The 24,255-nt window shown below is 76.8% G+C and carries 22 protein-coding genes and 1 pseudogene; 2 read left to right on the top strand and 21 right to left on the bottom strand.

All coding sequences use genetic code 11. The features are described from left to right. The 8 genes and pseudogenes from dapB to BLS82_RS13545 all read right to left on the bottom strand — a co-directional run bounded on the left by dapB (nucleotide 1) and on the right by BLS82_RS13545 (nucleotide 7,867). Nucleotides 1-762, bottom strand: a complete 762-nt coding sequence (gene dapB / locus BLS82_RS13575) for a 4-hydroxy-tetrahydrodipicolinate reductase (protein ID WP_092866767.1) — start codon at nucleotides 760-762, stop codon at nucleotides 1-3. After that, nucleotides 762-1,238, bottom strand: a complete 477-nt coding sequence (ribH, locus tag BLS82_RS13570) for a 6,7-dimethyl-8-ribityllumazine synthase (RefSeq protein WP_092866765.1) — start codon at nucleotides 1,236-1,238, stop codon at nucleotides 762-764. The genes dapB and ribH overlap by 1 nt, the downstream gene beginning before the upstream one ends. Beyond that, nucleotides 1,235-1,942: pseudogene (gene ribA / locus BLS82_RS16130) on the bottom strand (GTP cyclohydrolase II); the annotation flags it as partial. The pseudogene ribA and the gene ribH, both read right to left, overlap by 4 nt. A gap of 35 nt (nucleotides 1,943-1,977) precedes the next feature. Further along, complete coding sequence (locus BLS82_RS16125; RefSeq protein WP_092866763.1) at nucleotides 1,978-2,604, bottom strand: riboflavin synthase; 627 nt, start codon at nucleotides 2,602-2,604, stop codon at nucleotides 1,978-1,980. A gap of 108 nt (nucleotides 2,605-2,712) precedes the next feature. Then, nucleotides 2,713-4,062, bottom strand: coding sequence for a M16 family metallopeptidase (locus BLS82_RS13560; protein WP_092866761.1), 1,350 nt, complete (start codon nucleotides 4,060-4,062; stop codon nucleotides 2,713-2,715). A gap of 1 nt (nucleotide 4,063) precedes the next feature. Continuing rightward, complete coding sequence (locus tag BLS82_RS13555) at nucleotides 4,064-6,334, bottom strand: polyribonucleotide nucleotidyltransferase (protein ID WP_092866759.1); 2,271 nt, start codon at nucleotides 6,332-6,334, stop codon at nucleotides 4,064-4,066. Nucleotides 6,335-6,535: 201 nt separating this feature from the next. Then, nucleotides 6,536-6,805 (bottom strand): 30S ribosomal protein S15, encoded by a 270-nt coding sequence (rpsO, locus tag BLS82_RS13550; RefSeq protein WP_092866757.1) that lies wholly within the window; start codon nucleotides 6,803-6,805, stop codon nucleotides 6,536-6,538. A gap of 108 nt (nucleotides 6,806-6,913) precedes the next feature. Further along, nucleotides 6,914-7,867: a bifunctional riboflavin kinase/FAD synthetase gene (locus tag BLS82_RS13545; protein ID WP_092866755.1), complete on the bottom strand. Its 954-nt coding sequence runs from the start codon at nucleotides 7,865-7,867 to the stop codon at nucleotides 6,914-6,916. A 104-nt stretch (nucleotides 7,868-7,971) separates the two neighbouring features. On the opposite strand from BLS82_RS13545, the gene BLS82_RS13540 reads away from it, so the two are divergent. Beyond that, a complete protein-coding gene (locus tag BLS82_RS13540) occupies nucleotides 7,972-8,169 on the top strand; it encodes a hypothetical protein (RefSeq protein ID WP_092866753.1) in 198 nt (65 codons plus the stop codon). Nucleotides 8,170-8,286: 117 nt separating this feature from the next. Here the strand turns inward: BLS82_RS13540 and truB are convergent, their stop codons facing one another. The 7 genes from truB to rimP form a co-directional block, all read right to left on the bottom strand. Continuing rightward, on the bottom strand, nucleotides 8,287-9,276 hold the full coding sequence (gene truB / locus BLS82_RS13535; protein ID WP_255378331.1) for a tRNA pseudouridine(55) synthase TruB: 990 nt from the start codon (nucleotides 9,274-9,276) through the stop codon (nucleotides 8,287-8,289). After that, a complete protein-coding gene (gene rbfA / locus BLS82_RS13530; RefSeq protein WP_092866751.1) occupies nucleotides 9,273-9,761 on the bottom strand; it encodes a 30S ribosome-binding factor RbfA in 489 nt (162 codons plus the stop codon). Before rbfA ends, truB begins: the two co-directional genes overlap by 4 nt. Nucleotides 9,762-9,821: 60 nt before the next feature. Continuing rightward, complete coding sequence (locus BLS82_RS13525) at nucleotides 9,822-10,118, bottom strand: DUF503 family protein (RefSeq protein WP_092866749.1); 297 nt, start codon at nucleotides 10,116-10,118, stop codon at nucleotides 9,822-9,824. Between the two features lie 109 nt (nucleotides 10,119-10,227). Beyond that, the gene (gene infB / locus BLS82_RS16640) at nucleotides 10,228-13,269 is read right to left on the bottom strand and encodes a translation initiation factor IF-2 (RefSeq protein WP_092866747.1); all 3,042 of its coding nucleotides are present in this window, start codon (nucleotides 13,267-13,269) and stop codon (nucleotides 10,228-10,230) included. Between the two features lie 57 nt (nucleotides 13,270-13,326). Then, a complete protein-coding gene (locus tag BLS82_RS16825) occupies nucleotides 13,327-13,701 on the bottom strand; it encodes a YlxR family protein (RefSeq protein ID WP_218123905.1) in 375 nt (124 codons plus the stop codon). Between the two features lie 100 nt (nucleotides 13,702-13,801). Then, entirely contained in the window at nucleotides 13,802-14,812 is a 1,011-nt protein-coding gene (nusA, locus tag BLS82_RS13510; RefSeq protein ID WP_092866745.1) for a transcription termination factor NusA, read from the bottom strand. A gap of 1 nt (nucleotide 14,813) precedes the next feature. Further along, nucleotides 14,814-15,467: a ribosome maturation factor RimP gene (rimP, locus tag BLS82_RS13505; RefSeq protein WP_092867080.1), complete on the bottom strand. Its 654-nt coding sequence runs from the start codon at nucleotides 15,465-15,467 to the stop codon at nucleotides 14,814-14,816. Between the two features lie 8 nt (nucleotides 15,468-15,475). Here rimP and BLS82_RS13500 point away from each other — a divergent pair, with 8 nt between their 5' ends. Beyond that, nucleotides 15,476-16,588, top strand: a complete 1,113-nt coding sequence (locus tag BLS82_RS13500) for a DUF4439 domain-containing protein (protein ID WP_092866743.1) — start codon at nucleotides 15,476-15,478, stop codon at nucleotides 16,586-16,588. Nucleotides 16,589-16,647: 59 nt separating this feature from the next. On the opposite strand, the gene BLS82_RS13495 is transcribed toward BLS82_RS13500, so the two are convergent. The 6 genes from BLS82_RS13495 to ispG all read right to left on the bottom strand — a co-directional run bounded on the left by BLS82_RS13495 (nucleotide 16,648) and on the right by ispG (nucleotide 24,191). Then, nucleotides 16,648-17,424, bottom strand: coding sequence for a TSUP family transporter (locus BLS82_RS13495; protein WP_092867078.1), 777 nt, complete (start codon nucleotides 17,422-17,424; stop codon nucleotides 16,648-16,650). 53 nt (nucleotides 17,425-17,477) lie between these two features. Next, complete coding sequence (locus tag BLS82_RS13490) at nucleotides 17,478-19,244, bottom strand: proline--tRNA ligase (protein WP_092866741.1); 1,767 nt, start codon at nucleotides 19,242-19,244, stop codon at nucleotides 17,478-17,480. An 11-nt stretch (nucleotides 19,245-19,255) separates the two neighbouring features. Next, nucleotides 19,256-20,629: a uracil-xanthine permease family protein gene (locus BLS82_RS13485; RefSeq protein ID WP_092866739.1), complete on the bottom strand. Its 1,374-nt coding sequence runs from the start codon at nucleotides 20,627-20,629 to the stop codon at nucleotides 19,256-19,258. A 51-nt stretch (nucleotides 20,630-20,680) separates the two neighbouring features. Beyond that, the gene (gene ilvA / locus BLS82_RS13480; RefSeq protein WP_092866737.1) at nucleotides 20,681-21,919 is read right to left on the bottom strand and encodes a threonine ammonia-lyase IlvA; all 1,239 of its coding nucleotides are present in this window, start codon (nucleotides 21,917-21,919) and stop codon (nucleotides 20,681-20,683) included. A 183-nt stretch (nucleotides 21,920-22,102) separates the two neighbouring features. Next, nucleotides 22,103-22,978, bottom strand: a complete 876-nt coding sequence (locus tag BLS82_RS13475; protein WP_218123952.1) for a GNAT family N-acetyltransferase — start codon at nucleotides 22,976-22,978, stop codon at nucleotides 22,103-22,105. 46 nt (nucleotides 22,979-23,024) lie between these two features. Next, nucleotides 23,025-24,191 (bottom strand): flavodoxin-dependent (E)-4-hydroxy-3-methylbut-2-enyl-diphosphate synthase, encoded by a 1,167-nt coding sequence (gene ispG, locus BLS82_RS13470; RefSeq protein ID WP_092866735.1) that lies wholly within the window; start codon nucleotides 24,189-24,191, stop codon nucleotides 23,025-23,027. Between the last annotated feature and the right edge of the window lie 64 nt (nucleotides 24,192-24,255).

The following is a 24,255-nucleotide window of genomic DNA, read 5'->3' as shown; positions in this document are numbered from 1 at the left end:
TCAGCCGAGGTCGAGGTAGTGCTCGAGCCCGACGGTCAGGCCGGGGTGGCCGGCCACGCGGCGCACCCCGAGCAGCAGCCCCGGCATGAACGCCGAGCGCTCGGTGGCGTCGTGGCGCAGCGCGAGGACCTCCCCCGCCGAGCCGAGCAGCACCTCCTGGGAGGCGGTCAGCCCGCGCAGGCGCACGCTGTGCACCGGCACGCCGGCCACGGGCGCGCCGCGCGCGCCGTCGAGCGCGGAGCTCGTCGCGTCCGGCGCCGGCCCGGCGCCCGCCTCGCGCCGGGCGGCCGCGATGAGCTCGGCGGTGCGCACCGCCGTCCCGCTGGGCGCGTCGACCTTGGCGGGGTGGTGCAGCTCCACCACCTCCACGGACTCGAAGTACGGCGCCGCCTGCGCGGCGAAGCGCATGAGCAGCACGGCTCCGAGGGCGAAGTTCGGGGCGATGAGCACCCCGACGCCCTCCGGGACGCTGGGGTGGGCCAGCTCCCCGCGCAGCCGCGTCAGCGCCGCGTCGTCCCAGCCGGTGGTGCCGACGACGACGTGGACGCCGGCGTCGATCAGCTCGCTGACGTGGTGCGGGGCCGCCGAGGGCACCGACAGCTCCACCGCGACGTCCGCGCCGGCGCGGGCGGCCTCCCGCACGTCGTCCCCGCGCCCGATGCGCGCGACGAGCTGCAGGTCGTCCGCGGCCTCGACCGCCGCGCAGGCCGCGGTGCCCATGCGCCCGCCCGCGCCGACCACGGCGACCCGCAGCGGCGCCATCAGGCGCCCACCGCGCGCAGGGCCAGCGCGGTCGCCAGGGCGGCCTCGACGGCCTCGCGGCCCTTGTCCTCGCGCGAGCCCGGCAGGCCGGCGCGGTCCAGGGCCTGCTCCTCGGTGTCGCAGGTCAGGACGCCGAAGCCGACGGGCACGCCCGTCGCGGTGCTCACGTCCGTCAGGCCGCTCGTGGCCGCGGAGCAGACGTACTCGAAGTGGGGGGTGCCGCCGCGGACGACGACCCCGAGCGCGACGACGGCGTCGTGGCCGGCGCGCGCCAGCCGCAGCGCGGCCACCGGCAGCTCGAAGGAGCCCGGCACGCGCACGAGGAGGGGGTCCGCCACGCCGGCCTCCGCCAGGGCGCGCCGGGCCCCGCCGACGAGCCCGTCCATGACCCGCTCGTGCCAGGAGGCGGCGACGACGGCCACCCTCAGGCCGCCGGCCCCCTCCAGCCGCACCCGCGGCGCTCCGGCTCCGCTCACCCTCGACCCGCTCCCCTCGTCGTCGCCGTCCCGGCCGCGGCGGCACCCGCCGTGGCCGGCTCGGCCTCGCCCTGCTCGTCCAGCCCGCTCAGCTGGTGGCCCATCCGGTCGCGCTTGGCCTGCAGGTAGCCCAGGTTCTCCGGGCCCGCCCCGACCTCCAGCGGCACCCGCGCCACCACCTGCACGCCGTGCTCGGCGAGGGCGTGCACCTTCGCCGGGTTGTTGGTCAGCAGGCGCACGCGGTGGACCCCGAGGTCGCGCAGCACCTGCGCCGCGGCCGCGTAGTCGCGGGCGTCGGCGGGCAGCCCCAGCTCCAGGTTCGCCTGCACGGTGTCGCGCCCGTCGTCCTGCAGCGCGTAGGCGGCGAGCTTGGGCAGCAGGCCGATGCCGCGCCCCTCGTGTCCGCGCAGGTAGACCACCACGCCGCGCCCCTCCGCGGCCACGGCCTCCAGCGCCGCCTGCAGCTGCGGGCCGCAGTCGCAGCGCGTGGAGCCGAAGACGTCGCCGGTCAGGCACTCGGAGTGCAGCCGCACGAGCAGGTCCCCGCCCGGGCCCCGCGCGCGCTCACCGCCCAGGTCCTCGACGTCGCCCGCCACGAGCGCGACGACCTCGCTGCCCGGCGCCGGGCCGGTGTAGCCGACCGCGGTGAAGGCGCCGTACCGGGTGGGCAGGCGCGCGCTGGCGCGGCGCTGGACCAGGGCCTCCTCGACTGGGACCCGTGCGGGCGGGCCGCCGTCGCTCACGGCCGCCCCGCCGGCGCGGCGCGCGAGCCGAGCAGGCGCTCGACGTACTTGGCGACGACGTCGACCTCGACGTTGACGGGCGTGCCGGGCGCGGCGCGGCCCACCGTCGTCGCCGCCAGCGTGGTGGGGATGAGGCCGACGGTGACGACCGAGGTCTCCTCGTCGGCGTCCTCGACCGCGACCACCGTCAGGGACACGCCGTCGAGGGCGATGGAGCCCTTCTCGGCCACGTAGCGGCCGAGCGCGCGGGGCAGCGCGAAGCGCACCGTCTCCCACGCGTCCCCGGGCGTGCGGTCGAGCACCCGCCCGACGCCGTCGACGTGGCCCTGCACCACGTGCCCGCCCAGGCGCCCGCCGGCCGGCACGGCCCGCTCGAGGTTGACGCGGTCCCCGGGCCGCAGGCCGCCGAGGGTGGTGCGCTGCAGCGTCTCCGCCATGACGTCGGCCGTGAACTCCCCCTCGCCCCAGGAGGTGACGGTCAGGCAGGCGCCGTTGACGCAGATGGAGTCCCCGTGGCCGGCGTCGGAGGTCACCAGCGGGCCCCGCAGCACCACGCGGGCGCTGTCGCGGCCGGCCTCCACGGCGACGACCTGGCCGAGCTCCTCGACGATGCCGGTGAACACGGCGCCTCCTCCGGTCCGTGCCGCCGGCGTCCCGGCGGCTGGTCAGCTGTCCACGCGAGCAACAGCGGGCGGCCGCTGCTGCTTCCGCGCCCGCCCCCCGCGCCCCGCTCAGGGGGCGGTGGGCACCGGGTCGGCGTCGAAGGGCCCCACGACGGTCAGGTGGTGCGGCTGCTCCCACAGGGCGGCGGCGAGGGCCTGGACGTCGTCGGCGGTCACCGCCGCGGTGCGCGCCAGCGCCGCCTCCACGCTCAGCCACTCCCCGTGCACGAGCTCGGCCTTGCCCAGGCGGGACATGCGGGCGCTGGAGTCCTCCAGGGCCAGCACCGTGCCGCCGCGCACCTGCCCGACCGCGCGCTCCAGCTCCTCGCGGCCGACGCCGTCGGTGGCCAGCAGCTGCCACTGCTCGGCCAGCAGCTGTACGACCTGCGCCGTCTTCGCCGGGGCGCACCCGGCGTACAGGCCGAAGTAGCCGGCGTCGGCGTAGCCGGCGCCGAAGGAGTACACGGAGTACGCCAGGCCGCGCTTCTCGCGCACCTCCTGGAACAGGCGGCTGCTCATGCCGCCGCCGAGGACGGCGTTGAGCACCGCCAGCGCGTGGCGGCGCGGGTCCGCGGCGGGGACGCCGAGCCCGCCGAGCAGCACGTTCGCCTGCTCGGTGGGCCGCTCCACCGTCAGCACCCCGCCCGCGGCGGGCGGGGGCACCTGCAGGGCGCTGGAGCGGCGCGGCAGCGGCCGGGCGCCCTCAGCGAGGTCCCACCCGGCGCGCCCGAGGGCCTCGCGCACGAGCGCGCACACGGCCTCGTGCTCGAGGCCGCCGGCGGCGGTGACGACGATCCCGGGCGCGGTGTAGTGCTGGCGGTAGTGGGCGAGGACGGCGTCGCGGGGGACGTCGAGGATCGACTGCGCCGTGCCGCCGATGGGCCGCCCGAGCGGGGTGCCCTCGCCGAAGACCTGCTCGGCGAAGCGCTCGTGCGCGACGTCGGTGGGGTCGTCGTCGTTCATGGCGAGCTCCTCGAGGATGACGCCGCGCTCGCTGGCGACGTCCTCCTCGGTGATCGTCGCCGAGGTGACCATGTCGCCGATGACGTCGATCGCCATCGGCAGGTCGGCGTCGAGCACGCGCGCGTAGTACGTCGTGTGCTCCTTGCCGGTCGCGGCGTTGGACTCCCCGCCCACGGCGTCGAAGGCCGCGGCGATGTCCATCGCGGTGCGCCGGGCGGTGCCCTTGAAGAGCAGGTGCTCGAGGAAGTGCGTGGAGCCGTGGTGACCGGAGGCCTCGTCGCGCGAGCCGACGCCCACCCAGGCGCCCACGGTCACCGACCGCATGCCCGGGACGGCCTCGGTCAGCACCCGGACGCCTCCGGGGAGGACGCTGCGGCGCACGAGCGCGCCGGCGTCCTCCCCGGAGAGGGTGCGGGTGCCGTCCGTGCCGGTCAGCGGCAGGGGGACGGCGGCCACGTCAGGCGCTGGCCCCGGCCGGGGCGGCCTGCTCGGCGGCGCCGTCGCCCGAGGCGCCGGCGGAGCCGCCGTCCGCGGAGCCGCCGTCCTCGGAGCCCTCGACGACCGGGGACAGGCTCAGCTTGCCGCGCGGGTCGATCTCGGTGATCTCGACCTGCACCTTCTGGCCCACGGACAGGACGTCCTCGACGTTCTCCACCCGCTTGCCGCCGGTCAGGGCCCGCATCTTGGAGATGTGCAGCAGGCCGTCCTTGCCCGGGGTGAGGGAGATGAACGCGCCGAACGTCGTGGTCTTGACCACGGTGCCGACGTAGCGCTCGCCCACCTCCGGCATCTGCGGGTTGGCGATCGCGTTGACCGCCGAGCGGGCGGCCTCCGCGGAGGGCCCGTCGACCGCGCCGATGTAGACGGTGCCGTCGTCCTCGATGGAGATGTCGGCGCCCGTGTCGTCCTGGATCTGGTTGATCATCTTGCCCTTGGGGCCGATGACCTCGCCGATCTTGTCGACCGGCACCTTCACCGTGATCACGCGCGGCGCGGTGGGGGCCATCTCGTCGGGGCGGTCGATGGCCTCGGCCATGACGTCGAGGATGTGCAGGCGCGCGTCGCGGGCCTGGGTCAGCGCGCCGGCGAGGACCTGGGCGGGGATGCCGTCCAGCTTGGTGTCCAGCTGGATCGCGGTGACGAACTCCCGCGTGCCGGCGACCTTGAAGTCCATGTCGCCGAAGGCGTCCTCGGCGCCGAGGATGTCGGTCAGCGCCGCGTAGCGCGTCTCGCCGTCCACGGTGTCGGAGACCAGGCCCATCGCGATGCCCGCCACCGGCGCGCGCAGCGGCACGCCGGCGTTGAGCAGCGACAGGGTCGAGGCGCACACCGAGCCCATCGAGGTGGACCCGTTGGAGCCGAGGGCCTCGGAGACCTGGCGGATCGCGTAGGGGAACTCCTCGCGGGTGGGCAGCACCGGCACCAGCGCGCGCTCGGCGAGGGCGCCGTGGCCGATCTCGCGCCGCTTCGGGGAGCCGACGCGGCCGGTCTCGCCCGTGGAGAACGGCGGGAAGTTGTAGTTGTGCATGTACCGCTTGCGGGTCTCCGGGGAGAGCGTGTCGAGCTGCTGCTCCATGCGGAGCATGTTCAGCGTCGTCACCCCGAGGATCTGGGTCTCCCCGCGCTCGAACAGGGCCGAGCCGTGCACGCGCGGGAGGACGTCGACCTCGGCCGACAGCTGGCGGATGTCGCGCAGGCCGCGGCCGTCGATGCGCACGCCGTCGCGCAGGATGCGCTGGCGCACGAGCCGCTTGGTCAGCGACCGGAAGGCGGCGCTGACCTCCTTCTCGCGGCCCTCGAAGCGGTCGGCCAGCTGCGCCTTGACGGCGGCCTTGACCTCCTCGGTGCGGGCCTCGCGCTCCTGCTTGCCGGCGATGGTCAGCGCCGCGGCCAGCTCCTCGGAGGCGGTGGCGGCGACGGCCTCGAGCACGTCGTCGGCGTAGTCGAGGAAGCGGGGGAACTCCACCGTCTCCTTCGCCGCCTCGGCGGCCAGCTGCGACTGCGCCCGGCACAGCTCGGCGATGAAGGGCTTGGCGGCCTCCAGGCCGGCGGCGACGACGTCCTCGGTCGGGGCGCCCGCACCGCCCTGGACGAGGTCCCAGGCGGCCTCGGTGGCCTCCGCCTCGACCATCATGATCGCGACGTCGTCGCCCACGACGCGGCCGGCGACGACCATGTCGAAGACCGCGCGCTCGTGGTCGGAGTGGCGCGGGAAGGCCACCCACTGACCGTCGATCAACGCGACGCGCACGCCGCCGACCGGGCCGGAGAACGGCAGGCCGGACAGCTGGGTGGACGCCGACGCGGCGTTGATCGCCAGGACGTCGTACGGGTCGTCCGGGTGCAGCGAGAGCACCGTGATGACCACCTGGACCTCGTTGCGCAGCCCGGAGACGAACGACGGGCGCAGCGGCCGGTCGATCAGGCGGCAGGTGAGGATGGCGTCGGTGCTCGGGCGGCCCTCGCGGCGGAAGAACGAGCCGGGGATGCGCCCGGCGGCGTACATGCGCTCCTCGACGTCCACGGTGAGCGGGAAGAAGTCGAAGTGGTCCTTCGGCTGCTTGCTCGCCGTCGTGGTCGACAGCAGCATCGTCTCGCCGTCGAGGTAGGCGGCGACGGAGCCGGCGGCCTGGCGGGCCAGGCGGCCCGTCTCGAAGCGCACGGTGCGGGTGCCGAAGCGGCCGTTGTCGATGGTCGCCTCGGCGGACGTGATCTCGGGACCCTCCACGGGTGCCCTCCTGTTCGTTCGGGCCGGTCGCGGACGGACGCGGGCCCGGTTCCCGATCGAGGCCCACGGGCGCTGGTCCCGGAGGCCACTACCGAGGACCGGCGCGGCGCGCCGTCCCGCTCGCGGCGGTGGTGGTGGCGGTGTGGTGCGAGGTGGGGAGTGCGGCGCGACCCCCGGCCGGGCGGCCGGGGGTCGCGGGGGTCAGCGGCGGATGCCGAGCCGCTCGATCAGCGACCGGTACCGGTTGATGTCGGTCTTGGCGAGGTACTGCAGCAGGCGGCGGCGCTGGCCGACGAGCAGGAGCAGCCCACGACGGCTGTGGTGGTCGTGCTTGTGCTCCTTGAAGTGCTCCGTCAGGTCCTTGATCCGCTGCGTGAGCAGCGCGACCTGCACCTCCGGGGAGCCGGTGTCGCCGTCGGCGGTGGCGTACTCGGTCATGATGCGCTGCTTCGTGGCGGCGTCGAGCGGCATGCTCTTCGAGCTCCTCGGGGTCGTTGCGCGGCGCTCCGGGGCAGGTCCACCCGGGCTCTCTCGCTCCGCGGCCGGTGCGTACGGCGTCCTCGATCCTACCAGCGGCGCTCAGACGCTCACGCCGAGCACCTGGCGGCAGCGCTCGACGTCGGAGTCCATCTGGGTGACCAGCTCGTCGACGGAGCCGAAGCGCAGCGTGGGCCGCAGCCGCTCCACGAGGTCCACGGCCACGCGCTCGCCGTACAGGTCGAGGTCGGTGCGGTCCAGCGCGTAGGCCTCCACCCGCTGCTCGAGCCCGTCGAAGGTCGGGTTGGTGCCGAGGGAGACCGCCGCCGGCAGCACCCGGTCGGGGTGGTCGGCCGGCAGGTCGAGCCGCACCATCCACCCGGCGTAGACCCCGTCGGCCGGCACGAGCGTCTCGACGCCGGCGAGGTTCGCGGTCGGGTAGCCCAGCTCCCGCCCGCGGTGGTCGCCGTGCACGACGACGCCCCGCAGGCGGTAGGGGCGCCCGAGCACCTCGGCGGCGGTCGCGACGTCCCCGGCGGCCAGCGCCTCGCGGGCCCACGTGGAGGACCAGCGCCGGCCCTCCCCCACCTCGTCCTCCAGCGCGAGGACCTCGAAGCCGTGCTCGCGGCCGAGCCGGCGCATCGTCTCCAGGTCCCCGGAGTTGCGCCGCCCGAAGCGCACGTCGCGCCCCACCACCACGGCGGCGGCGCCCAGGGCCTTCACGAACGTGTCGACGACGAAGCGCTCCGGGGTCCAGGAGGCCAGCTCGCGGGTGAAGGGCATCTCCAGGACGGCGTCGAGGCCGGCCTCCTCGAGCAGGTCCAGGCGGTCGACCGGGTGCGCGAGCAGCTGCGGGGCGCGCTCGGGGTGGAGCACCTGCAGCGGGTGGGGCACGAAGGTGACGGCCACGGCGCGGGCGCCGCGGCGGCGGGCCTGCTCGACGAGCACGGCCAGGACGCTGCGGTGGCCGCGGTGCACCCCGTCGAAGTTGCCGATCGCCACGACGGAGGGCCCGTAGCCCTCGGGCACCTCGGGAAGGTCGTGCCAGCGCTCCACGGGGCCAAGTCTGCCGGGGCCGGGTTCACGGCGCGGTGGCGGGCGGGGCAGGCTGGGGTCGAGGGCGCGCCGGGCGCGCCGGACGCACCGCGAGGAGGACGCACGTGGCAGGCATCGTCGGCAGGCTGGTCGCCTTCGCGCGCACGCCCCAGGGGCAGCGCGTGATCACCACCGCCGCCCGCAAGGCGCAGCAGATGGCGCGGGACCCGAAGACGCAGGCGAGGATCGCGGACCTGCGCAACCGCGCCACCCGCCGGGGCTCCGGTGGTTCCGGGGGCTACGGGGGCCCGTCGCCGCGCTGACCCCGCGCGCTGACCCCGCGCGCTGACCCCGCGCGCCGGCGCCGCAGCCGCGCGGGAGCCGCCACGCGCCCTCCGGGGTCCTCAGCGCCTCCGCAGCGTCGCCGGGCGCACGAGGCGTCAGGGCAGGTCGGCGGGCTCCGCGAGCACCAGCACCGGACGCACCGCGCCGCCCGTGCGCTCCACGAGGGCGACCAGCCGGCCGTCGGGGGAGATCGCCGCCACGGGCCCGGACGGCTCCTGCCCGCCTCCTGGGGCACCGTCGGGCAGCGCCTCGGCGGGCAGGCGCTGGCCGTGCGCGAGGCGGCGGGCCTGCCCGGCGTCGACGTCCCAGACGGGGAAGGCCGCCCGCGCCGCGTCGGGCAGGGCGAGCAGGGAGGCCGCGACGCCGTCCGCCTCGAGGCGCCGCAGGTCGGCGGCGGCGTCGAGCCCGAAGCTCCCGACGCGGGTGCGGCGCAGGGCGGTCAGGTGCCCGCCCACGCCCAGGGCGGCCCCGAGGTCGCGCGCGAGGGCGCGCACGTAGGTGCCGGAGGTGACCTCGACCCGCACGTCGACGTCCAGCACCGGGGTGCCGTCCAGGTCGGCGCGGCGCTGGGCGAGCACGTCGAAGGCGCGCACGGTGACCGGCCGCGCGGCCAGGACGACGTCCTCCCCCGCGCGCGCGCGGGCGTAGGAGCGGCGCCCGTCGACCTGGACGGCGCTGACGGAGCTGGGCACCTGCAGCAGGTCCCCCGTCAGCGCCGCGACCGCGGCGCGCACGGCGTCCTCGGGCACCCCCGAGGCGTCGGCGCGGGAGACCACCTCGGCCTCGGCGTCGTCCGTGACGGTGGCCGCCCCCAGGCGCACGGTGGCCAGGTACTCCTTGTCGGCGCCCACCACGTGCGCGAGCAGGCGGGTCGCGCGGCCGAGGCCGAGCACGAGGACCCCGGTCGCCATCGGGTCCAGCGTGCCGGCGTGGCCGACCCTGCGGGTGCCCGCCAGGCGGCGGGTGCGGGCGACGACGTCGTGGCTGGTCCACCCCGAGGGCTTGTCGACGACGAGCAGGCCCGGGGGCACCTCCGTGGGGGCACCGCCCGCCTGCGGGGGGTCGCGGGGGACCGGGGCGCTCACGGGCGCCCGTCGGCGGCGCCCGGCTCCTCGTCCGCGGCGGCGTCTTCGGCGTCCTCGCCGTCCTCGTCCTCGGGACGGCGGTACGGGTCGGCGTCGCCGGCGTAGGAGGCGCCGCGGGCCAGGGCGGCGACCGCGGCGTCCTGGGCGGCCGCGCGCGCGAGAACGTCCTCCAGGTGCGCGGTGGTCTCGGGCAGGGCGTCGGCGACGAACTCCAGCGTCGGGGTCAGCCGGACGCCGGTGCGGCGGCCGACCTCCGAGCGCAGCACCCCGCGGGCGCTGTCGAGCGCGGCGGCGGTGCTGGCGCGCTCCTCGTCGCTGCCGAGGACGGTGTAGAAGACGGTCGCGTGCTGCAGGTCACCGGTCACCCGGGCGTCGGTGACGGTGACGAAGCCCAGGCGCGGGTCCTTCACCCGCCGCTCCAGGGTCTCGGCGACGACGACCTTGATGCGGTCGGCCAGCTTGCGGGCGCGGGCGGGGTCGGCCACGGCGTCCTCCTCGGTCGGGACCCGAGGGCCGAGCGGCCCGCGGGTCGTGCACGGGTGGGGTCAGTCCTCGTCGTCGTCCGCGCGCACGCGCACGCGGGCGGAGAGCAGGTCCAGCTCGGGTCGGGCGGCGACGAGGCGCTCGGCGGTCTCGAGGACGCGCCGGCAGTGCGCGGCGTCCGCCGCGACGACGGCGACGCCGACCTCGGCGCGCCGGTGCAGGTCGAGGTGGCCGGTCTCGGCCACCGCGACGTCCAGGCGGCGCAGCTCGGCGATCACCGGGCGCACCGCGGAGCGCTTCTGCTTCAGCGACCGCACGTCGCCGAGCAGCAGGTCCAGCACGAGCGTGCCGACGTACACCGCACTCCTCCTCGCTGGGCGTCCTCGTGCTCACCGCCCACGAGCACGGGGTGGCCCTGCGCCCGTAGGACGGGCGCAGGGCCACCCCGTGCTCAGCGGGCGCCGGACATCAGGCGCGCGGCTTCTCCCGCATCTCGAAGGTCTCCACCACGTCGCCCTCCTTGATGTCGTTGAAGGAGCCCAGGCCGATGCCGCACTCGAAGCCCTCGCGGACCTCGGTCGCGTCGTCCTTGAACCGCCGCAGCGACTCGATGGCCAGGTCGTTGCCGACCACGACGCCGTCGCGCAGCAGCCGCGCCCGGGCGTTGCGGCGGATCACGCCGCTGCGCACGAGCGAGCCCGCGATGTTGCCGAACTTCGAGGAGCGGAAGACCTCGCGGACCTCCGCGGTGCCCAGCTGGACCTCCTCGAACTCCGGCTTGAGCATGCCGCGCAGGGCCTGCTCGACGTCGTCGATCGCCGCGTAGATGACCGAGTAGTAGCGGATGTCGATGCCCTCGCGCTCGGCCATCTCCCCGACCCGCTCGGCGGGCCGGACGTTGAAGCCGAGGATGACGGCGTTGTCGACCGTCGCCAGGTTGACGTCGTTCTGGGTGATCGCACCCACGCCGCGGTGGATGATCCGCAGCTCCACGTCGTCGCTGACCTCGATCTTCAGCAGCGCGTCCTCCAGCGCCTCGACCGAGCCGGACCCGTCACCCTTGATGATGAGGTTGAGGGTCTCGACCTTGCCGGCGGCGAGGGCCTCGTTGAGGTCCTCGAGGCTGATGCGCTTGCGGCGGCGCGCCAGGGACGCGGCCCGCTGGGCCGACTCGCGGCGCTCGGCGATCTGCCGGGCGGTCCGGTCGTCGGGCGCCACCAGGAAGGTGTCGCCGGCGCCGGGCACGGCGGTCAGGCCGAGGACCAGGACCGGACGCGACGGCTCCGCGGCGTCCACGGGCGCGCCGTGCTCGTCGAGCATGGCCCGCACGCGGCCGAAGCCGTTGCCCGCCACGATCGCGTCGCCGACGCGCAGGGTGCCGGACTGCACGAGCACCGTGGCGACGGGGCCGCGGCCCTTGTCCAGGTGCGCCTCGATCGCGACGCCGCGGGCGTCCTTGTCGGGGTTGGCCCGCAGGTCCAGCGCCGCGTCGGCGGTGAGCAGGACGGCCTCGAGGAGGTCGTCGATGCCCTGGCGCCGCAGCGCGCTGATCGGCACGAACATGGTCTCGCCGCCGTACTGCTCGGCCACCAGGTTGTACTCGGTCAGCTGCTGCATGACCTTGTCGGGGTTCGCCCCCTCCTTGTCGATCTTGTTGATCGCCACGACGATCGGCACGCCGGCCGCCTGCATGTGGTTGAGCGCCTCGATGGTCTGCGGCATGACGCCGTCGTCCGCGGCCACGACGAGGATCGCGATGTCGGCCACCTGGGCACCGCGGGCGCGCATGGCGGTGAACGCCTCGTGGCCCGGGGTGTCGATGAAGGTGATCGCGCGGTCCTCGCCCTCCAGGGTGGTGTGCACCTGGTAGGCGCCGATCGCCTGGGTGATGCCGCCGGCCTCGCCCGCCACCACGTCGGTGGAGCGGATCGCGTCCAGCAGCTTCGTCTTGCCGTGGTCGACGTGGCCGACGACGGTGACCACCGGCGGCCGCGCCACCAGGGCCTCCTCGTCGTCGTCCTCGGCGTCCAGGTCGATGTCGAACCCGGCGAGCAGCTCGCGCTCCTCGTCCTCCGGGGAGACGACCTGGATGTCGTAGCCGAGCTCGGCCCCGAGCAGGCGGAAGGTGTCCTCGTCGAGCGACTGCGTCGCGGTGGCCATCTCCCCGAGGTGGAAGAGGACCGTGACCAGGCTCGCCGGGTTGGCGTCGATGCGCTCCGCGAAGTCCGTCAGGCTCGCGCCGCGGCGCAGGCGCACCACGGTCGTGCCGTCACCGCGGCGGACCTGGACGCCGCCGACCGACGGCGCCTGCATGGCCTCGAACTCCTGGCGCTTCGCCCGCTTGGACTTCCGGCCCCGGACGGGACGGCCGCCGCTGCGGCCGAACGCGCCCTGCGTGCCGCCGCGACCGCGGCTGCCCTTGCCGAACCCGCCGGTCGGCGGGCCCCCCGGACGGCCGGCACCGGCACCGGCACCCGCGCCGGGTGCGCCCGGACGGCCCGGCGCACCGGGACGCCCGCCGGCGCCGCCGCGGGCGGGAGCACCGGGACGGCCGACGGCCGAGCGGCCGGGCATCATGCCCGGGTTCGGGCGCGGGCCGCCCGGACGGGGACCACCCGGGCGCGGACCGCCCGGACGGTCGCCGGCACCCGCGGGAGCGCCCGCCGCTGGCGCCTGCGGGCGCGGCCCGCCGGGGCGCGGCATGCCCTGGGACGTGGCGAAGGGGTTGTTGCCCGGACGCGGGGCACCGGGGCGCGGCCCGCCGGAGCGGGGCATGCCCTGGGACGTGGCGAAGGGGTTGTTGCCCGGACGCGGGGAACCACCACCGGGAGCGGCCGGCGCACCGCCACCGGGGCGCGGAGCCGCCGGACGGGCGTCGGGACGGGCGTCGGGACGCGCGGGGGCGTCCGAGCGCGCGGTGACGCGCGGGTCGGCGGGAGCACCCGGACGGCCGCTCGGAGCGGCCGGAGCGGCCGGACCGGGGCGCGGCGCGGCGGGACGCTGCCCGCCCGGCACCGGGGCCGCCGGGCGCTGCGGGCCGGGGGTCGGGCCCTGGCGAGCCGGCCCGGCCGGTGCCGGCGCCGCGGGGGCCGGCGCAGGAGCCGGGGCGGCGGCGGGGGCCGCCGGAGGGGCCGCGGCGGCGGGCCGCGCGGGTGCGGGAGGCTGCGGAGCGGCCGGGGAGGGGGCGGCGACGACCGCCGGGGACGGCGCCGCGGGAGCGGGGCGCTGCGGAGCGCCGGCGGGGACGCTCGTGCGCGGCGCGGCGGGAGCGGCCGGAGCCGCTGCGGCTGCGGGCCGCGGAGCCGGGGTCGGCGCCGCGGGCGCAGCGGGACGGACGGCGGAGCCGTTGCCGTCAGCGGGGTACTCGGACTTCAGCCTGCGGACGACCGGCGGCTCGATGGTCGAGCTGGCCGACCGGACGAACTCGCCCATCTCGGTGAGCTTGGCCATGAGGACCTTGCTCTCGACACCGAGGTCCTTCGCGAGCTCGTAGACCCGGACCTTTGCCACATCTCTCCTGTCTCGGCCCGGCCGGACAGGCAGGACCGTCTTAGTTCTGGGGGGTGCTCATCGCTGGGAGCTCATCGGGTGCCCATCAGATGCTGACCCGCTTCCGGTGCTCGTCGACGGTGTGGACGGTGCTGGCGGTGGTGCTGCTGGTCGTGCCGGTGGCGCCGGTGGTGCGGGACGTGCCGGTGGTGCTGGCGCCTGCTGCAGGTGCGCCCGGACGGCGGAGGCGTCCACCGGGCCCTGCTGGCGCAGGGCGCGGGAGAAGGCCCGCCGGCGCTCGGCGAGGTCGAGGCACGCCGGGTCGGCGTGCACCCAGGCACCCCGCCCCGGCTGCCGTGCCTGCGGGTCCGGAACGGCCGACACGACGCCGTCCACCCCGGCCGCGACCACGCGCAGCAACCGCGACCGGTCACCGCGCTGCCGGCAGCCCACGCACGTGCGCTGGGGCTCCACCGGCCCGGAAGCGGCCGTGCGGCTCCCCGGCGCGGGTGCCGGAGGGATCTGCCGAGCGCGACGCCCGGTCACGGCCAGTCTAGCGCTCCCGGGTGGGGCCGGTGTTCCCGGCGGCGGCGGGCTGCTGCTCCTCGGTGTCGGGCCGGATGTCGATGCGCCAGCCGGTCAGCCGCGCCGCCAGCCGGGCGTTCTGGCCCTCCTTGCCGATGGCCAGGGACAGCTGGTAGTCGGGGACGACGACGCGGGCCGAGCGCGCCGCGGCGTCCACGACCGTCACCGACGTCACCCGGGCGGGCGAGAGCGCGTTGGCCACGAAGGTCGCCGGGTCGTCGTTGTGGTCGATGATGTCGATCTTCTCGCCGTGCAGCTCGTTCATCACCGCGCGCACGCGGGCGCCCACCGGCCCGATGCAGGCGCCCTTGGCGCTGACGCCCGCAGCGGTCGCGCGCACCGCCATCTTCGTGCGGTGCCCGGCCTCGCGGGCGATCGCCGTGATCTGCACGACGCCGCTGGCGACCTCAGGGGCCTCGAGCGCGAACAGCGCCCGCACGAGGTCCGGGTGCGTGCGCGAGACCGTGATCACGGGGCCCTTGGGGCCGCGGCGCACCGAGAGCACGTACGCGCGCAGCCGCGCGCCGTGCGGGTAGCGCTCCCCCGGCACCTGCTCGGCCGGCGGGAGCACGGCCTCGACCGCGCCGAGGTCCAGCTGCACCACGCGGGGGTCGCGGCCCTGCTGGACGACGCCGCTGACGATGTCGCCCTCCTTGCCGGCGAAGGCGCCGAGCACCTGCTCGTCCTCGAGGTCGCGCAGCCGCTGCAGGATCACCTGGCGCGCCGTGCTGGCCGCCACGCGCCCGAAGCCGCTGGGGGTGTCGTCCCACTCCCTCACCCGCCCCTGCTCGTCCACCTCCGAGGCGAGCACGACGACGTGGCCGGTCTTGCGGTCCAGCTGGACGCGGGCCCGCGGGTGGGCGCCCTCGGTGCGGTGGTAGGCCACGAGGAGGGCCTGCTCGATGGCGGTGACCAGGACCTCGAACGGGACCTCCCGCTCCCGCTCGACCGCCCGCAGCGCCGCCAGGTCGATGTCCACCTCAGCCCTCCCCGTCCTCGGCGCCGTCCTCGTCGGTGTCGTCGTCGGTGTCGTCGGTGTCGTCGGCGGCGTCGTCGCCGGGTCGGGAGAACTCCACCTGCACCCGCCCGGTACCCAGGTCGGCCCAGGGCACCGCCCGCTGCTCGCCGCCGACCTCGAGCACCACGCCGAGCTCGTCCACGGACACCACGCGGCCGGTCACCTCGGCGCCCGCCGCGGTGGTCGTGACGACGCGGGTGCGGGCGCGCGACCAGTGCCGCCGCGCCGTCAGCGGCCGGTCGACCCCGGGCGTGGTCACCTCCAGCACGTAGGGGGCGCCGCCGAGCGCGGCGTCGTCGGCGTCCAGCGCCGCCGCGACCGCGCGGGAGACGGCGGCGACGTGGTCGAGGTCGAGGCTGCCGACGGCGTCGTCGGGCAGGTCCACCACCACGCGCACGACGCGGCGCCGACCGGCGGGGGTGACCGTGACGCCCTCGAGCACGAGACCGGCCGCGACCACCGCGGGCTCGACGACCTCGCGCACGCGCTCGGTGGGGGACACGGGGGCTCCTGCTGGAGGACGGCGGACGGGACTGCGAAACCCTAACGACCCAGTGCGGTCGCAGCGCGGTCGCGGTGCGGGCGGCGGTGCGGGCGGCGGTGCGCGTGGGAGGATCCGCACCCATGCCCGGCCCCTACCCCCGACCGCTGCCGCGCCGGGCCCTGCTGCGGGCCGCTGCGGGGGTCGCCGCCGCGGCGGCGCTCGGGGCGCTGCCCGGGTGCGCGGCCGTCGACGACCTGCGCGTGCGGCCGCCCGGCGGGGACCCCGCACCACCGGCGCCCGTGCCGGACGCCGACGAGCTGGCACGCCGCCGGGCGGTGGCGCAGGTGCAGCGGCTGCGGGCCGGCGCCGCGGCGGCAGCGCGCGCCGCGGCCGCGTCCGGGGCGCCGGGCGACGCGGCGCTCGTGGCCCTGCTGACCAGCGCGGTCTCGGCCCACGACGAGCAGCTGGCCGCCCTCGGGGAGGCGGTGCCGCCCGCGTCGCCGAGCACCTCGCCCCCGCCCGCGTCCGCGGGCTCCGCCGCGACCGCGTCGCCGAGCGACTCCCCTCCCGCCGAGGGCGCCGAGGGCGTCGACGGCGCCGACCCCGTGCCGCTGTCCGAGGTGCCCGCGGCCGCGGCCGCGGCGGCGGTGGCCGCGCGCGAGGACCTCGGCGGCGTCGGCGGGGGCGCGGCACGGCTGCTGGCGTGCACCGCCGCGGGCCACGACCTGGTCGCCGCGGCCCTGGCCGCGGCGCAGGACCAGCCGGCGCCGGCGCGGCCCGCCGCGCCCGACCTGGCGCCGCAGGGCGGGTCCGAGGGCGGCTCCGACGCCGCCGTCGCCGCGCTGTCCGCGGCCCTCGGCGTGGAGGAGGAGGCCGTCTACGGCCTCGCGCTGCTCGCCGTGCGCCTCGACGCGGCGGGGCGGGCCCGCGCGCTCGCCGACCGCGCCGCGCACGAAGCGAGCGCGGAGGACCTGCGCGCCCGCATCGCCGCCGCGGACGCGCAGGTGCCGCCCGGCCCTCCCGGGCACGCGCTGCCCTCCCCCGTCACGGGCCCGGAGCAGGCGCGCGCCCTGGCGGCCGCGCTGGAGGAGGCCTCGTGCGCCGGTGCCGCCGACCTCGTGGCGGCCCTGCCCGCGGCCGAGCGCGCCGCCGCGGCGGCCCTGGTGACCGACCGGGCCGCGCGCGCCGCGGCCTGGCGCGCGGACGCCGGCGGCACCGCGCTCGTGGGCCTGCCCGGCCTCAGCGGCCGCTGACGCCGGGGCCGGTCCTCAGCGGCTCAAGGGCTCAGCGGCCCAGGGGCCCAGGTCGGTCCTCAGGCCGCCAGGTCGGTCCACACCTGCCAGCCGAGGCGGGCGACGAGCGCCGTGACGACGACGAGGAAGACCGCGCGCACGAAGCCGCTGCCGCGCGCGACCGCGGTGCGGGTGCCCAGGTAGGCGCCGGCGACGTTGGCCACCGCCATCGCCGCGCCCAGGCCCCACAGCGGTGCGCCGAGGAGGGTGAAGACCACGATCGCGCCGGCGTTGGTGGCGGCGTTGACGACCTTGGCGAAGGCGCTGGCGGCGAGGAAGCCGTAGCCGAGCCCGACCAGGGAGGCCACGAGGAAGCTGCCGGTGCCCGGCCCGAGCACGCCGTCGTAGGCCCCGACGACCGTGCCCACCAGCGCGGCGGCACCCAGGTGGCGGCGTCCGGTGTGGCGCAGGGAGGTGTGCGCGCCGGCGGCCGGGCGCACGAGGGTCCAGACCGCCACGGCCACGAGCGCCACGAGCACGAGCGGGCGCAGCGCCGCGGCGGGCACCTGCGCGGCGACGGTGGCGCCGAGGCCGGCGGCCGTCCCGGCCAGCAGCGCGGTCGGGACGGCGGTGCGCCAGTCCAGCGGGACCCGCCGGGCGTACGTGACGGCGGACACGGTCGTGCCCGCGACGCTGGCGACCTTGTTGGTGGCCAGCGCCTGCACCGGGGCGATGCCCGGCACGAGCAGCAGGGCCGGCAGCTGCACCAGCCCTCCCCCGCCGACCACGGCGTCCACCCAGCCCGCGGCCAGCGCCGCGAGCAGGAGCAGCGCCAGCGCGGTCCCGGACAGCTCCAGGTCCGGGGCGAGGGCGGCCAGCCCGGCGGCGGTGAGCGGGTCGGGCCCTGCGCTCACGCCCCGGCGCGCACGAGCGCGACCAGGCGCTCGGCCGCCTCGACCACGGCGACGTCGGTGCGCTCGCCGCTGGCCCGGTCGCGCACCTCCAGCACGCCGTCCGCCAGGCTCTTGCCGACCGTGACGATCGTCGGCATCCCCAGCAGCTCGGCGTCCTTGAACTTCACCCCGGGGCTGACGCGCGCCCGGTCGTCGAGCAGCACGGTCAGGCCCGCGGCGACGAGCTGCGCCGAGAGGTCCTCGGCGGCGGCGCGCACGGCGTCGTCCTTGCCGGCGGCGACGACGTGGACGTCGGCGGGGGCGACCTCGCGCGGCCAGGCCAGGCCCAGCTCGTCGTGCGTGGACTCCGCGACGGCCGCCACGGCGCGCGAGACCCCGATGCCGTAGGAGCCCATGGTGACCGTCACGAGCTTGCCGCTCTCGTCGAGCACCCGCAGGCCGAGGGCGTCGGCGTACTTGCGCCCGAGCTGGAAGATGTGGCCGAGCTCCATGCCGCGCGCGGTCTCCAGCGGGCCCGAGCCGTCCGGCGCCTCGTCGCCCGCGCGCACCTCCGCGGCCTCGACGGTGCCGTCGGCGCCGAAGTCGCGGCCCTTGACGAGGTCGAAGACGTGCCGGCCCGGCTCGTTCGCGCCGGTGACCCAGCGGGTGCCGTCGACGACGCGCGGGTCGAGCAGGTACCGGATCCCCGAGGCGGAGTCCTTCCCCAGCACCTGCGGGCCGATGTAGCCGCGCACCAGCTCCGGGTGGTCGGCGAAGTCGGCCTCGGTGAAGGGCTCGACCTCCGCGGGCGCGACGGCCGCCTCCAGGCGCTTGGGGTCGACCTCGCGGTCGCCGGGCACGCCGACGACGAGCGGCTCGCGCGCCCCGCCGGGGGAGCGCAGGAGGACGACGACGTTCTTGAGGGTGTCGGCGGCGGTCCAGGGGCGGTCGGCGCGCGGGAAGCGCTCGTTCGCGACCGCGACGAGCGCGTCGATGGTGGGGGTGTCGGGGGTGTCCTCGACGTGGGCGGCGGGCGCGTCGTCCCAGGGCAGCGGCGGCGGGACGGCGGTGGTGACGGCCTCGACGTTGGCGGCGTAGCCGCCCGGGGAGCGCACGAAGACGTCCTCGCCGACCGGGCTGGGGTGGAGGAACTCCTCGCTGGCGGAGCCGCCCATGGCCCCCGAGACCGCGGCGACGACGACGTACTCCAGCCCGAGGCGCTCGAAGATCCGCACGTACGCCTCGCGGTGGCGCTCGTAGGAGGCCCGCAGCCCGGCGTCGTCCACGTCGAAGGAGTAGGAGTCCTTCATGACGAACTCGCGCCCGCGCAGCAGGCCCGCGCGCGGGCGCGCCTCGTCGCGGAACTTCGTCTGGATCTGGTACAGGACGACCGGCAGGTCCTTGTAGGAGGAGTACAGGTCCTTCACCAGGAGGGTGAACAGCTCCTCGTGCGTGGGCGCGAGCATGAAGTCGGCGCCCCGGCGGTCCCGGACCCGGAAGACGTTGTCGCCGTACTCGCTCCAGCGCCCGGTGGCCTCGTAGGGCTCGCGCGGCAGCAGCGCCGGGAAGTTGACCTCCTGCGCGCCGACGGCGTCCATCTCCTCGCGCACGACCCGCTCGACGTTGCGGAAGACCCGGTAGCCCAGCGGCAGCCACGTGTACCCGCCCGGCGCGGCGCGGCGGATGTACCCGGCGCGCACGAGCAGCCGGTGGCTGGGCACCTCGGCGTCGGCGGGGTCCTCGCGCAGGGTCCGCAGGAACAGGGTGGACATCCGCAGCAGCACGAGGCACGAGGCTACCGGGGCGGCTCGTCGGGCAGGTCCGCTGCACGTGCCGGCACGACGACGCGCTCGGGGTCGTCCTCGTGCTGACGCGCGAGCGGGGACGGCGCGCCGGCGCCGGTGCCGGTGCCGGTGCCGGTGCCGCGCCAGCGGGCCAGCGCCCGCATCACGTGGAAGACGCCGACGGCGGCGGCCGTGCCGAGCGCGATGCCGCCGAACTCCCAGTCGCCGACGACCCACCGGTAGTCCGCCGCGCCGATGACCAGCGCCACACCGGCGGTGGTCAGGGCGACGGGGCTGGAGAAGTCGACGCGCGCCTGCACCCAGATCCGGGCGCCGAGGACGGCGATCAGCCCGTACAGCACGGTCGCGGCACCGCCGAGCACGCCCTGCGGGACGGTCGCCACGAGCGCGCCGAACTTCGGGGACAGGCTCAGCAGCAGCGCCGCGAGCGCCGCGACCGCGTAGGCGGCGGTGGAGTAGACGCGGGTGGCGGCCATGACGCCGATGTTCTCCGCGTAGGTCGTGGTGCCCGAGCCGCCGCCGGCGCCGGCGAGCGTGGTCGCCAGGCCGTCGGCGAGCAGCGCGCGACCGGTCAGCGGGTCCAGGTCGCGGCCGGTCATCGCCGCCACCGACTTCACGTGCCCGACGTTCTCGGCGACGAGCACGAGGACCACCGGCACGAACAGCCCGAGCACGGCCGGTTCGAAGGACGGCGCGGCGAACTGCGGCAGGCCCACCCAGGCGGCGTCGCGCACCGGCTGCCAGGCGACCTCGCTCCGCGCGGCCGCCACCGCGCACCCGACGAGCACCCCGAGCAGGATCGCCAGGCGCCCCAGCAGGCCGCGCAGCAGCACCGTCGCCAGGACGATCGCGACGGTGGTGACCACCGCGGTGACCGGTGCCGCCTCGACGTTGGCGCGGGCGGCGGGCGCCAGGTTCAGCCCGATCAGCGCCACGATGGTGCCGGTGACCACCGGGGGCATGAGCGCCTCGATCCACCCGGTGCCGGCCACGTGCACCACGGCGCCGACGAGCGCCAGCAGCAGCCCGGTGACGACGACGCCGCCGAGCGCGGCGGCCGTGCCCGCGCTGGCCGTGGCGGCCCCGATCGGGGCGATGAAGGCGAAGCTGGAGCCCAGGTAGCTGGGCAGCCGGCCGCCGGTGAGCAGGAGGAACAGCGCCGTGCCGACCGCCGAAAAGAACAGCGTGGTCGCCGGCGGGAAGCCCGTGATGAGCGGCACGAGGAACGTGGCCCCGAACATCGCCACGACGTGCTGCAGGCCGAGCCCGGTCGTGCGGGGCCAGCTCAGCCGCTCCTCCGGGAGCACGACCGCCCCGGGCGCGACGGCGCGCCCGTCGCCGTGCTGCCGCCAGATCCTGCCCACGCCGCCTCCCCTCGACCGGCCCGCGCCGGGGCGCGCCGGGCCGCGAGGAGGCTAGAGGACGAAGCGGAACAGCGGGTCGTCCGGCTCGATGCGCCGCGCTGTGATGGGCGAGTCCGCCATGCGGTCCAGCAGGGGCGCCAGGTCGTCGGGGCGGCCGAGCTCGACGCCCACGAGCGCGGGTCCGGTGTCGCGGTTGTTGCGCTTGACGTACTCGAAGAGCGTGATGTCGTCCTCCGGGCCGAGGACGTCGTCGAGGAAGCGGCGCAGGGCGCCGGGCTCCTGGGGGAACTCGACGAGGAAGTAGTGCTTGAGGCCCTCGTGCACGAGGGAGCGCTCGAGGACCTCCCCGTAGCGGCTGACGTCGTTGTTGCCGCCGGAGACCACGCACACCGTCGTGGTGCCCGGCTCCGGGTGCAGCGCGTCGCCGAGCGCGGCCGTGGCCAGCGCCCCGGCGGGCTCGGCGATGATCCCCTCCACCTGGTACAGCCGCAGCATCTCCGAGCACACGCGCCCCTCGGCGACCGCGACGACGCCGGCCGCGTGGTCGCGCACGAGCGGGAAGGTGACGCTGCCGGCCGTGCGCACCGCCGCGCCGTCCACGAAGGAGTCCACGCTCGCCAGGGGCACCGGGCTGCCGTGCTCCAGCGCCGCCGCCATGCACGCGGCGCCGGCGGGCTCGACCCCGACGCTGCGCGTGCCGGGGTGGCGCTGCGCCAGCCACGCGGCCGTCCCGGCGAGCAGGCCGCCGCCGCCGACCGGGACGACGAGCAGGTCCGGGGCCCGCCCCAGCTGCTCGACCACCTCGCACGCGACCGTGCCCTGCCCGGCGACCGTGCGGGGGTCGTCGAAGGCGGGCACGAGGACGGCGCCGGTGTCTCCGGCGTCGGCGAGCGCGCGCTCCTGCGCCTCCTCGTAGCTGTCCCCGACGACGACCGTCGTGACCCGGGCCCCGCCGAGGGCGGCGATCCGCTCCCGCTTCTGGCGCGGCGTGGTGCCCGGCAGGTAGATGCGCCCGGGCAGGTCGAGGGCCCGGCAGGCCCACGCCACGCCCTGCGCGTGGTTGCCGGCGCTGGCCGCGACGACGCCGGCGCTCGCGGCGCGCTCGCGCTCCTGGCCGATGAGGTGGTACGCGCCGCGCAGCTTGTACGAGCGCACCACCTGCAGGTCCTCGCGCTTGAGCCAGACCTCGCCGCCGACGAGCTCGGACAGGCGCTCGTCCAGCTCCAGCGGCGTGCGCCGGGTGGTGCCCGCCAGGCGCGCGGCGGCGTCCTCGACGTCGGCCGCGGTCACCGATGCGGTCACCGATGCGGTCACCGATGCGGTCGCTGGCGCGGTCACCGGCGCGCCCAGGTGCGTGCTCACCGCGCTGCCGGCTCCATGCCCGGCACCCTACGGCCCCCCGCCGGTCGACCCGCGCGGATCGTCGGGGGCGGTCGCGCAGGCCCGCCGGTCGCAGCGTCCGCTGCGGGCCGCTCAGAACAGCACGGTGGCGAACGTGCCGACGCGGGCGAAGCCCACGCGCTCGTAGGCGCGCACCGCGCGGGTGTTGTAGTCGTTGACGTACAGGCTCACCGTGCCCAGGCCCGCCGCGCGGGCGGCCTGCACGACCGCGGCCGTGCCGGGCCCGGCCAGCCCCTGCCCGCGCCGGTGCGGGTGCACCCACACGCCCTGCACCTGCACCACCCCGGGGGCCACCGCGCCCAGCTCGGCCTTGAACACCACCTGCGCGGCGCCGTCCACGCGCTCGATGCGCGCGAAGGAGCGGCCGGCGCGCACCAGCTCCTCCACGCGCCGCCGGTAGGTGGCGCCCCCGTCGGGGCCCACGGGCGAGTACCCGACCTCCTCGGTGAACATCGCGATGCACGCCGGCACGAGGACGTCGAGGTCCGCGGGCGTCGTCGCGCGCACGCCGAGGTCGGGCGCGAGGAGCGGGGCGGCGTCGATGGCCATGAGCGGCTGCTCGGGGCGCACCTCGCGGGCGCGCCCCCAGCCGGCCTGCAGGCGCTCCCACAGCCCGAGGACGGCGCCGGCGGGCCCCACGAGGGAGGAGCAGCGGCGCCCGGAGCGCCGGGCGCGGGCGGCGAAGGCGTCCAGGGCCTCCTCGCCCACCCCCTCCCCCAGGACGGGGACGAGGTTGGCGCCCTCCCAGCACAGCGCCCGCAGCGGCCCGTCGGGGCACCAGCCCCACAGCTGCCCGCCCAGGCGGGCCGGGTCGGCGCCGACGGCGCTGACCCGGCTGGAGACGAAGACGTTGGCCACCGGGTCCTGCGCGCACAGGGCCAGCACCGCCGGGGTGTCGGCGTCCCCGAGGACGACCACCCCGTCGTCCCCGCCCGGCCGGTCGCTCAGCCCGGCCCGGCCGCTCCTGTCGCGGAACACCGGCGCTCCCCGCGGCTCAGCCGACGGTGACGGTCGGCGCTCCCGCGGTGTCGACCCCACCCTCGAGCTCCATCGCCGCGGCGATCCGGTTCGCCTCCTCGATGAGGGTGGCGACGATCTGCGCCTCCGGCACGGTCTTGACGACCTCGCCCTTGACGAAGATCTGGCCCTTGCCGTTGCCGGAGGCGACGCCGAGGTCGGCCTCGCGGGCCTCGCCGGGGCCGTTGACGACGCAGCCCATGACGGCCACGCGCAGCGGCACGCTCATGCCCTCCAGGCCGGCGGTGACCTGGTCGGCGAGGGTGTAGACGTCGACCTGCGCGCGCCCGCAGGAGGGGCAGGAGACGATCTCCAGCTTGCGCGGGCGCAGGTTGAGGGACTGCAGGATCTGGATGCCGACCTTGACCTCCTCCACCGGGGGCGCGGACAGGGAGACCCGGATCGTGTCGCCGATGCCCCTGCTCAGCAGCGACCCGAACGCCACGGCCGACTTGATCGTGCCCTGGAACGCCGGCCCGGCCTCGGTGACGCCCAGGTGCAGCGGCCAGTCGCCGCGCTCGGCGAGCAGCTCGTAGGCGCGCACCATGACGACGGGGTCGTTGTGCTTGACGGAGATCTTGAAGTCGTGGAAGTCGTGCTCCTCGAACAGCGACGCCTCCCACACCGCGGACTCCACGAGGGCCTCCGCGGTGGGCCTGCCGTGCTTGTCGAGCAGGCGCTTGTCGAGGGACCCGGCGTTGACGCCGATGCGGATCGACGTGCCGTGGTCCTTCGCGGCGGCGGCGATCTCCTTGACCTGGTCGTCGAACCTGCGGATGTTGCCCGGGTTCACCCGCACCGCCGCGCAACCGGCCTCGATGGCCGCGAAGACGTACTTGGGCTGGAAGTGGATGTCGGCGATGACGGGGATCTGCGACTTCGTCGCGATGATCGGCAGCGCCTCGGCGTCGTCCTGGGACGGGCAGGCGACGCGGACGATGTCGCAGCCGGCCGCGGTCAGCTCCGCGATCTGCTGCAGGGTCGCGTTGATGTCCGTCGTCGGGGTCGTGCACATCGACTGCACGCTGACCGGCGCGTCGCCGCCGACCTCCACGGTGCCGACCCGGATCTTGCGGGAGGGGCGGCGGGGGCTCAGCACGGGAGCGGGAGCCGCGGGCATGCCGAGGCTGACGGGGATCGCCATGCCTCCAGTATCTCCCCCGCGGGCGGGGACCGGCTCGACCGGCGGTCCGACCGGGTGCTCGACC

Source organism: Quadrisphaera sp. DSM 44207 (assembly GCF_900101335.1).
Classification (GTDB): domain Bacteria; phylum Actinomycetota; class Actinomycetes; order Actinomycetales; family Quadrisphaeraceae; genus DSM-44207.
The sequence above is the reverse complement of the archived record's forward strand: the minus strand, read 5'-3'. Positions and strand labels throughout refer to the sequence as shown.

Bases quoted from the DNA above. Each gene is read 5' to 3' on its own strand.
- dapB (WP_092866767.1), bottom strand. From the start codon at position 762: ATGGCGCCGCTGCGGGTCGCCGTGGTCGGCGCGGGCGGGCGCATGGGC.
- rpsO (WP_092866757.1), bottom strand. From the start codon at position 6,805: ATGCCGCTCGACGCCGCCACGAAGCAGCGCATCATGACCGAGTACGCC.
- BLS82_RS13500 (WP_092866743.1), top strand. From the start codon at position 15,476: ATGCCCGGCCCCTACCCCCGACCGCTGCCGCGCCGGGCCCTGCTGCGG.
- ispG (WP_092866735.1), bottom strand. From the start codon at position 24,191: ATGGCGATCCCCGTCAGCCTCGGCATGCCCGCGGCTCCCGCTCCCGTG.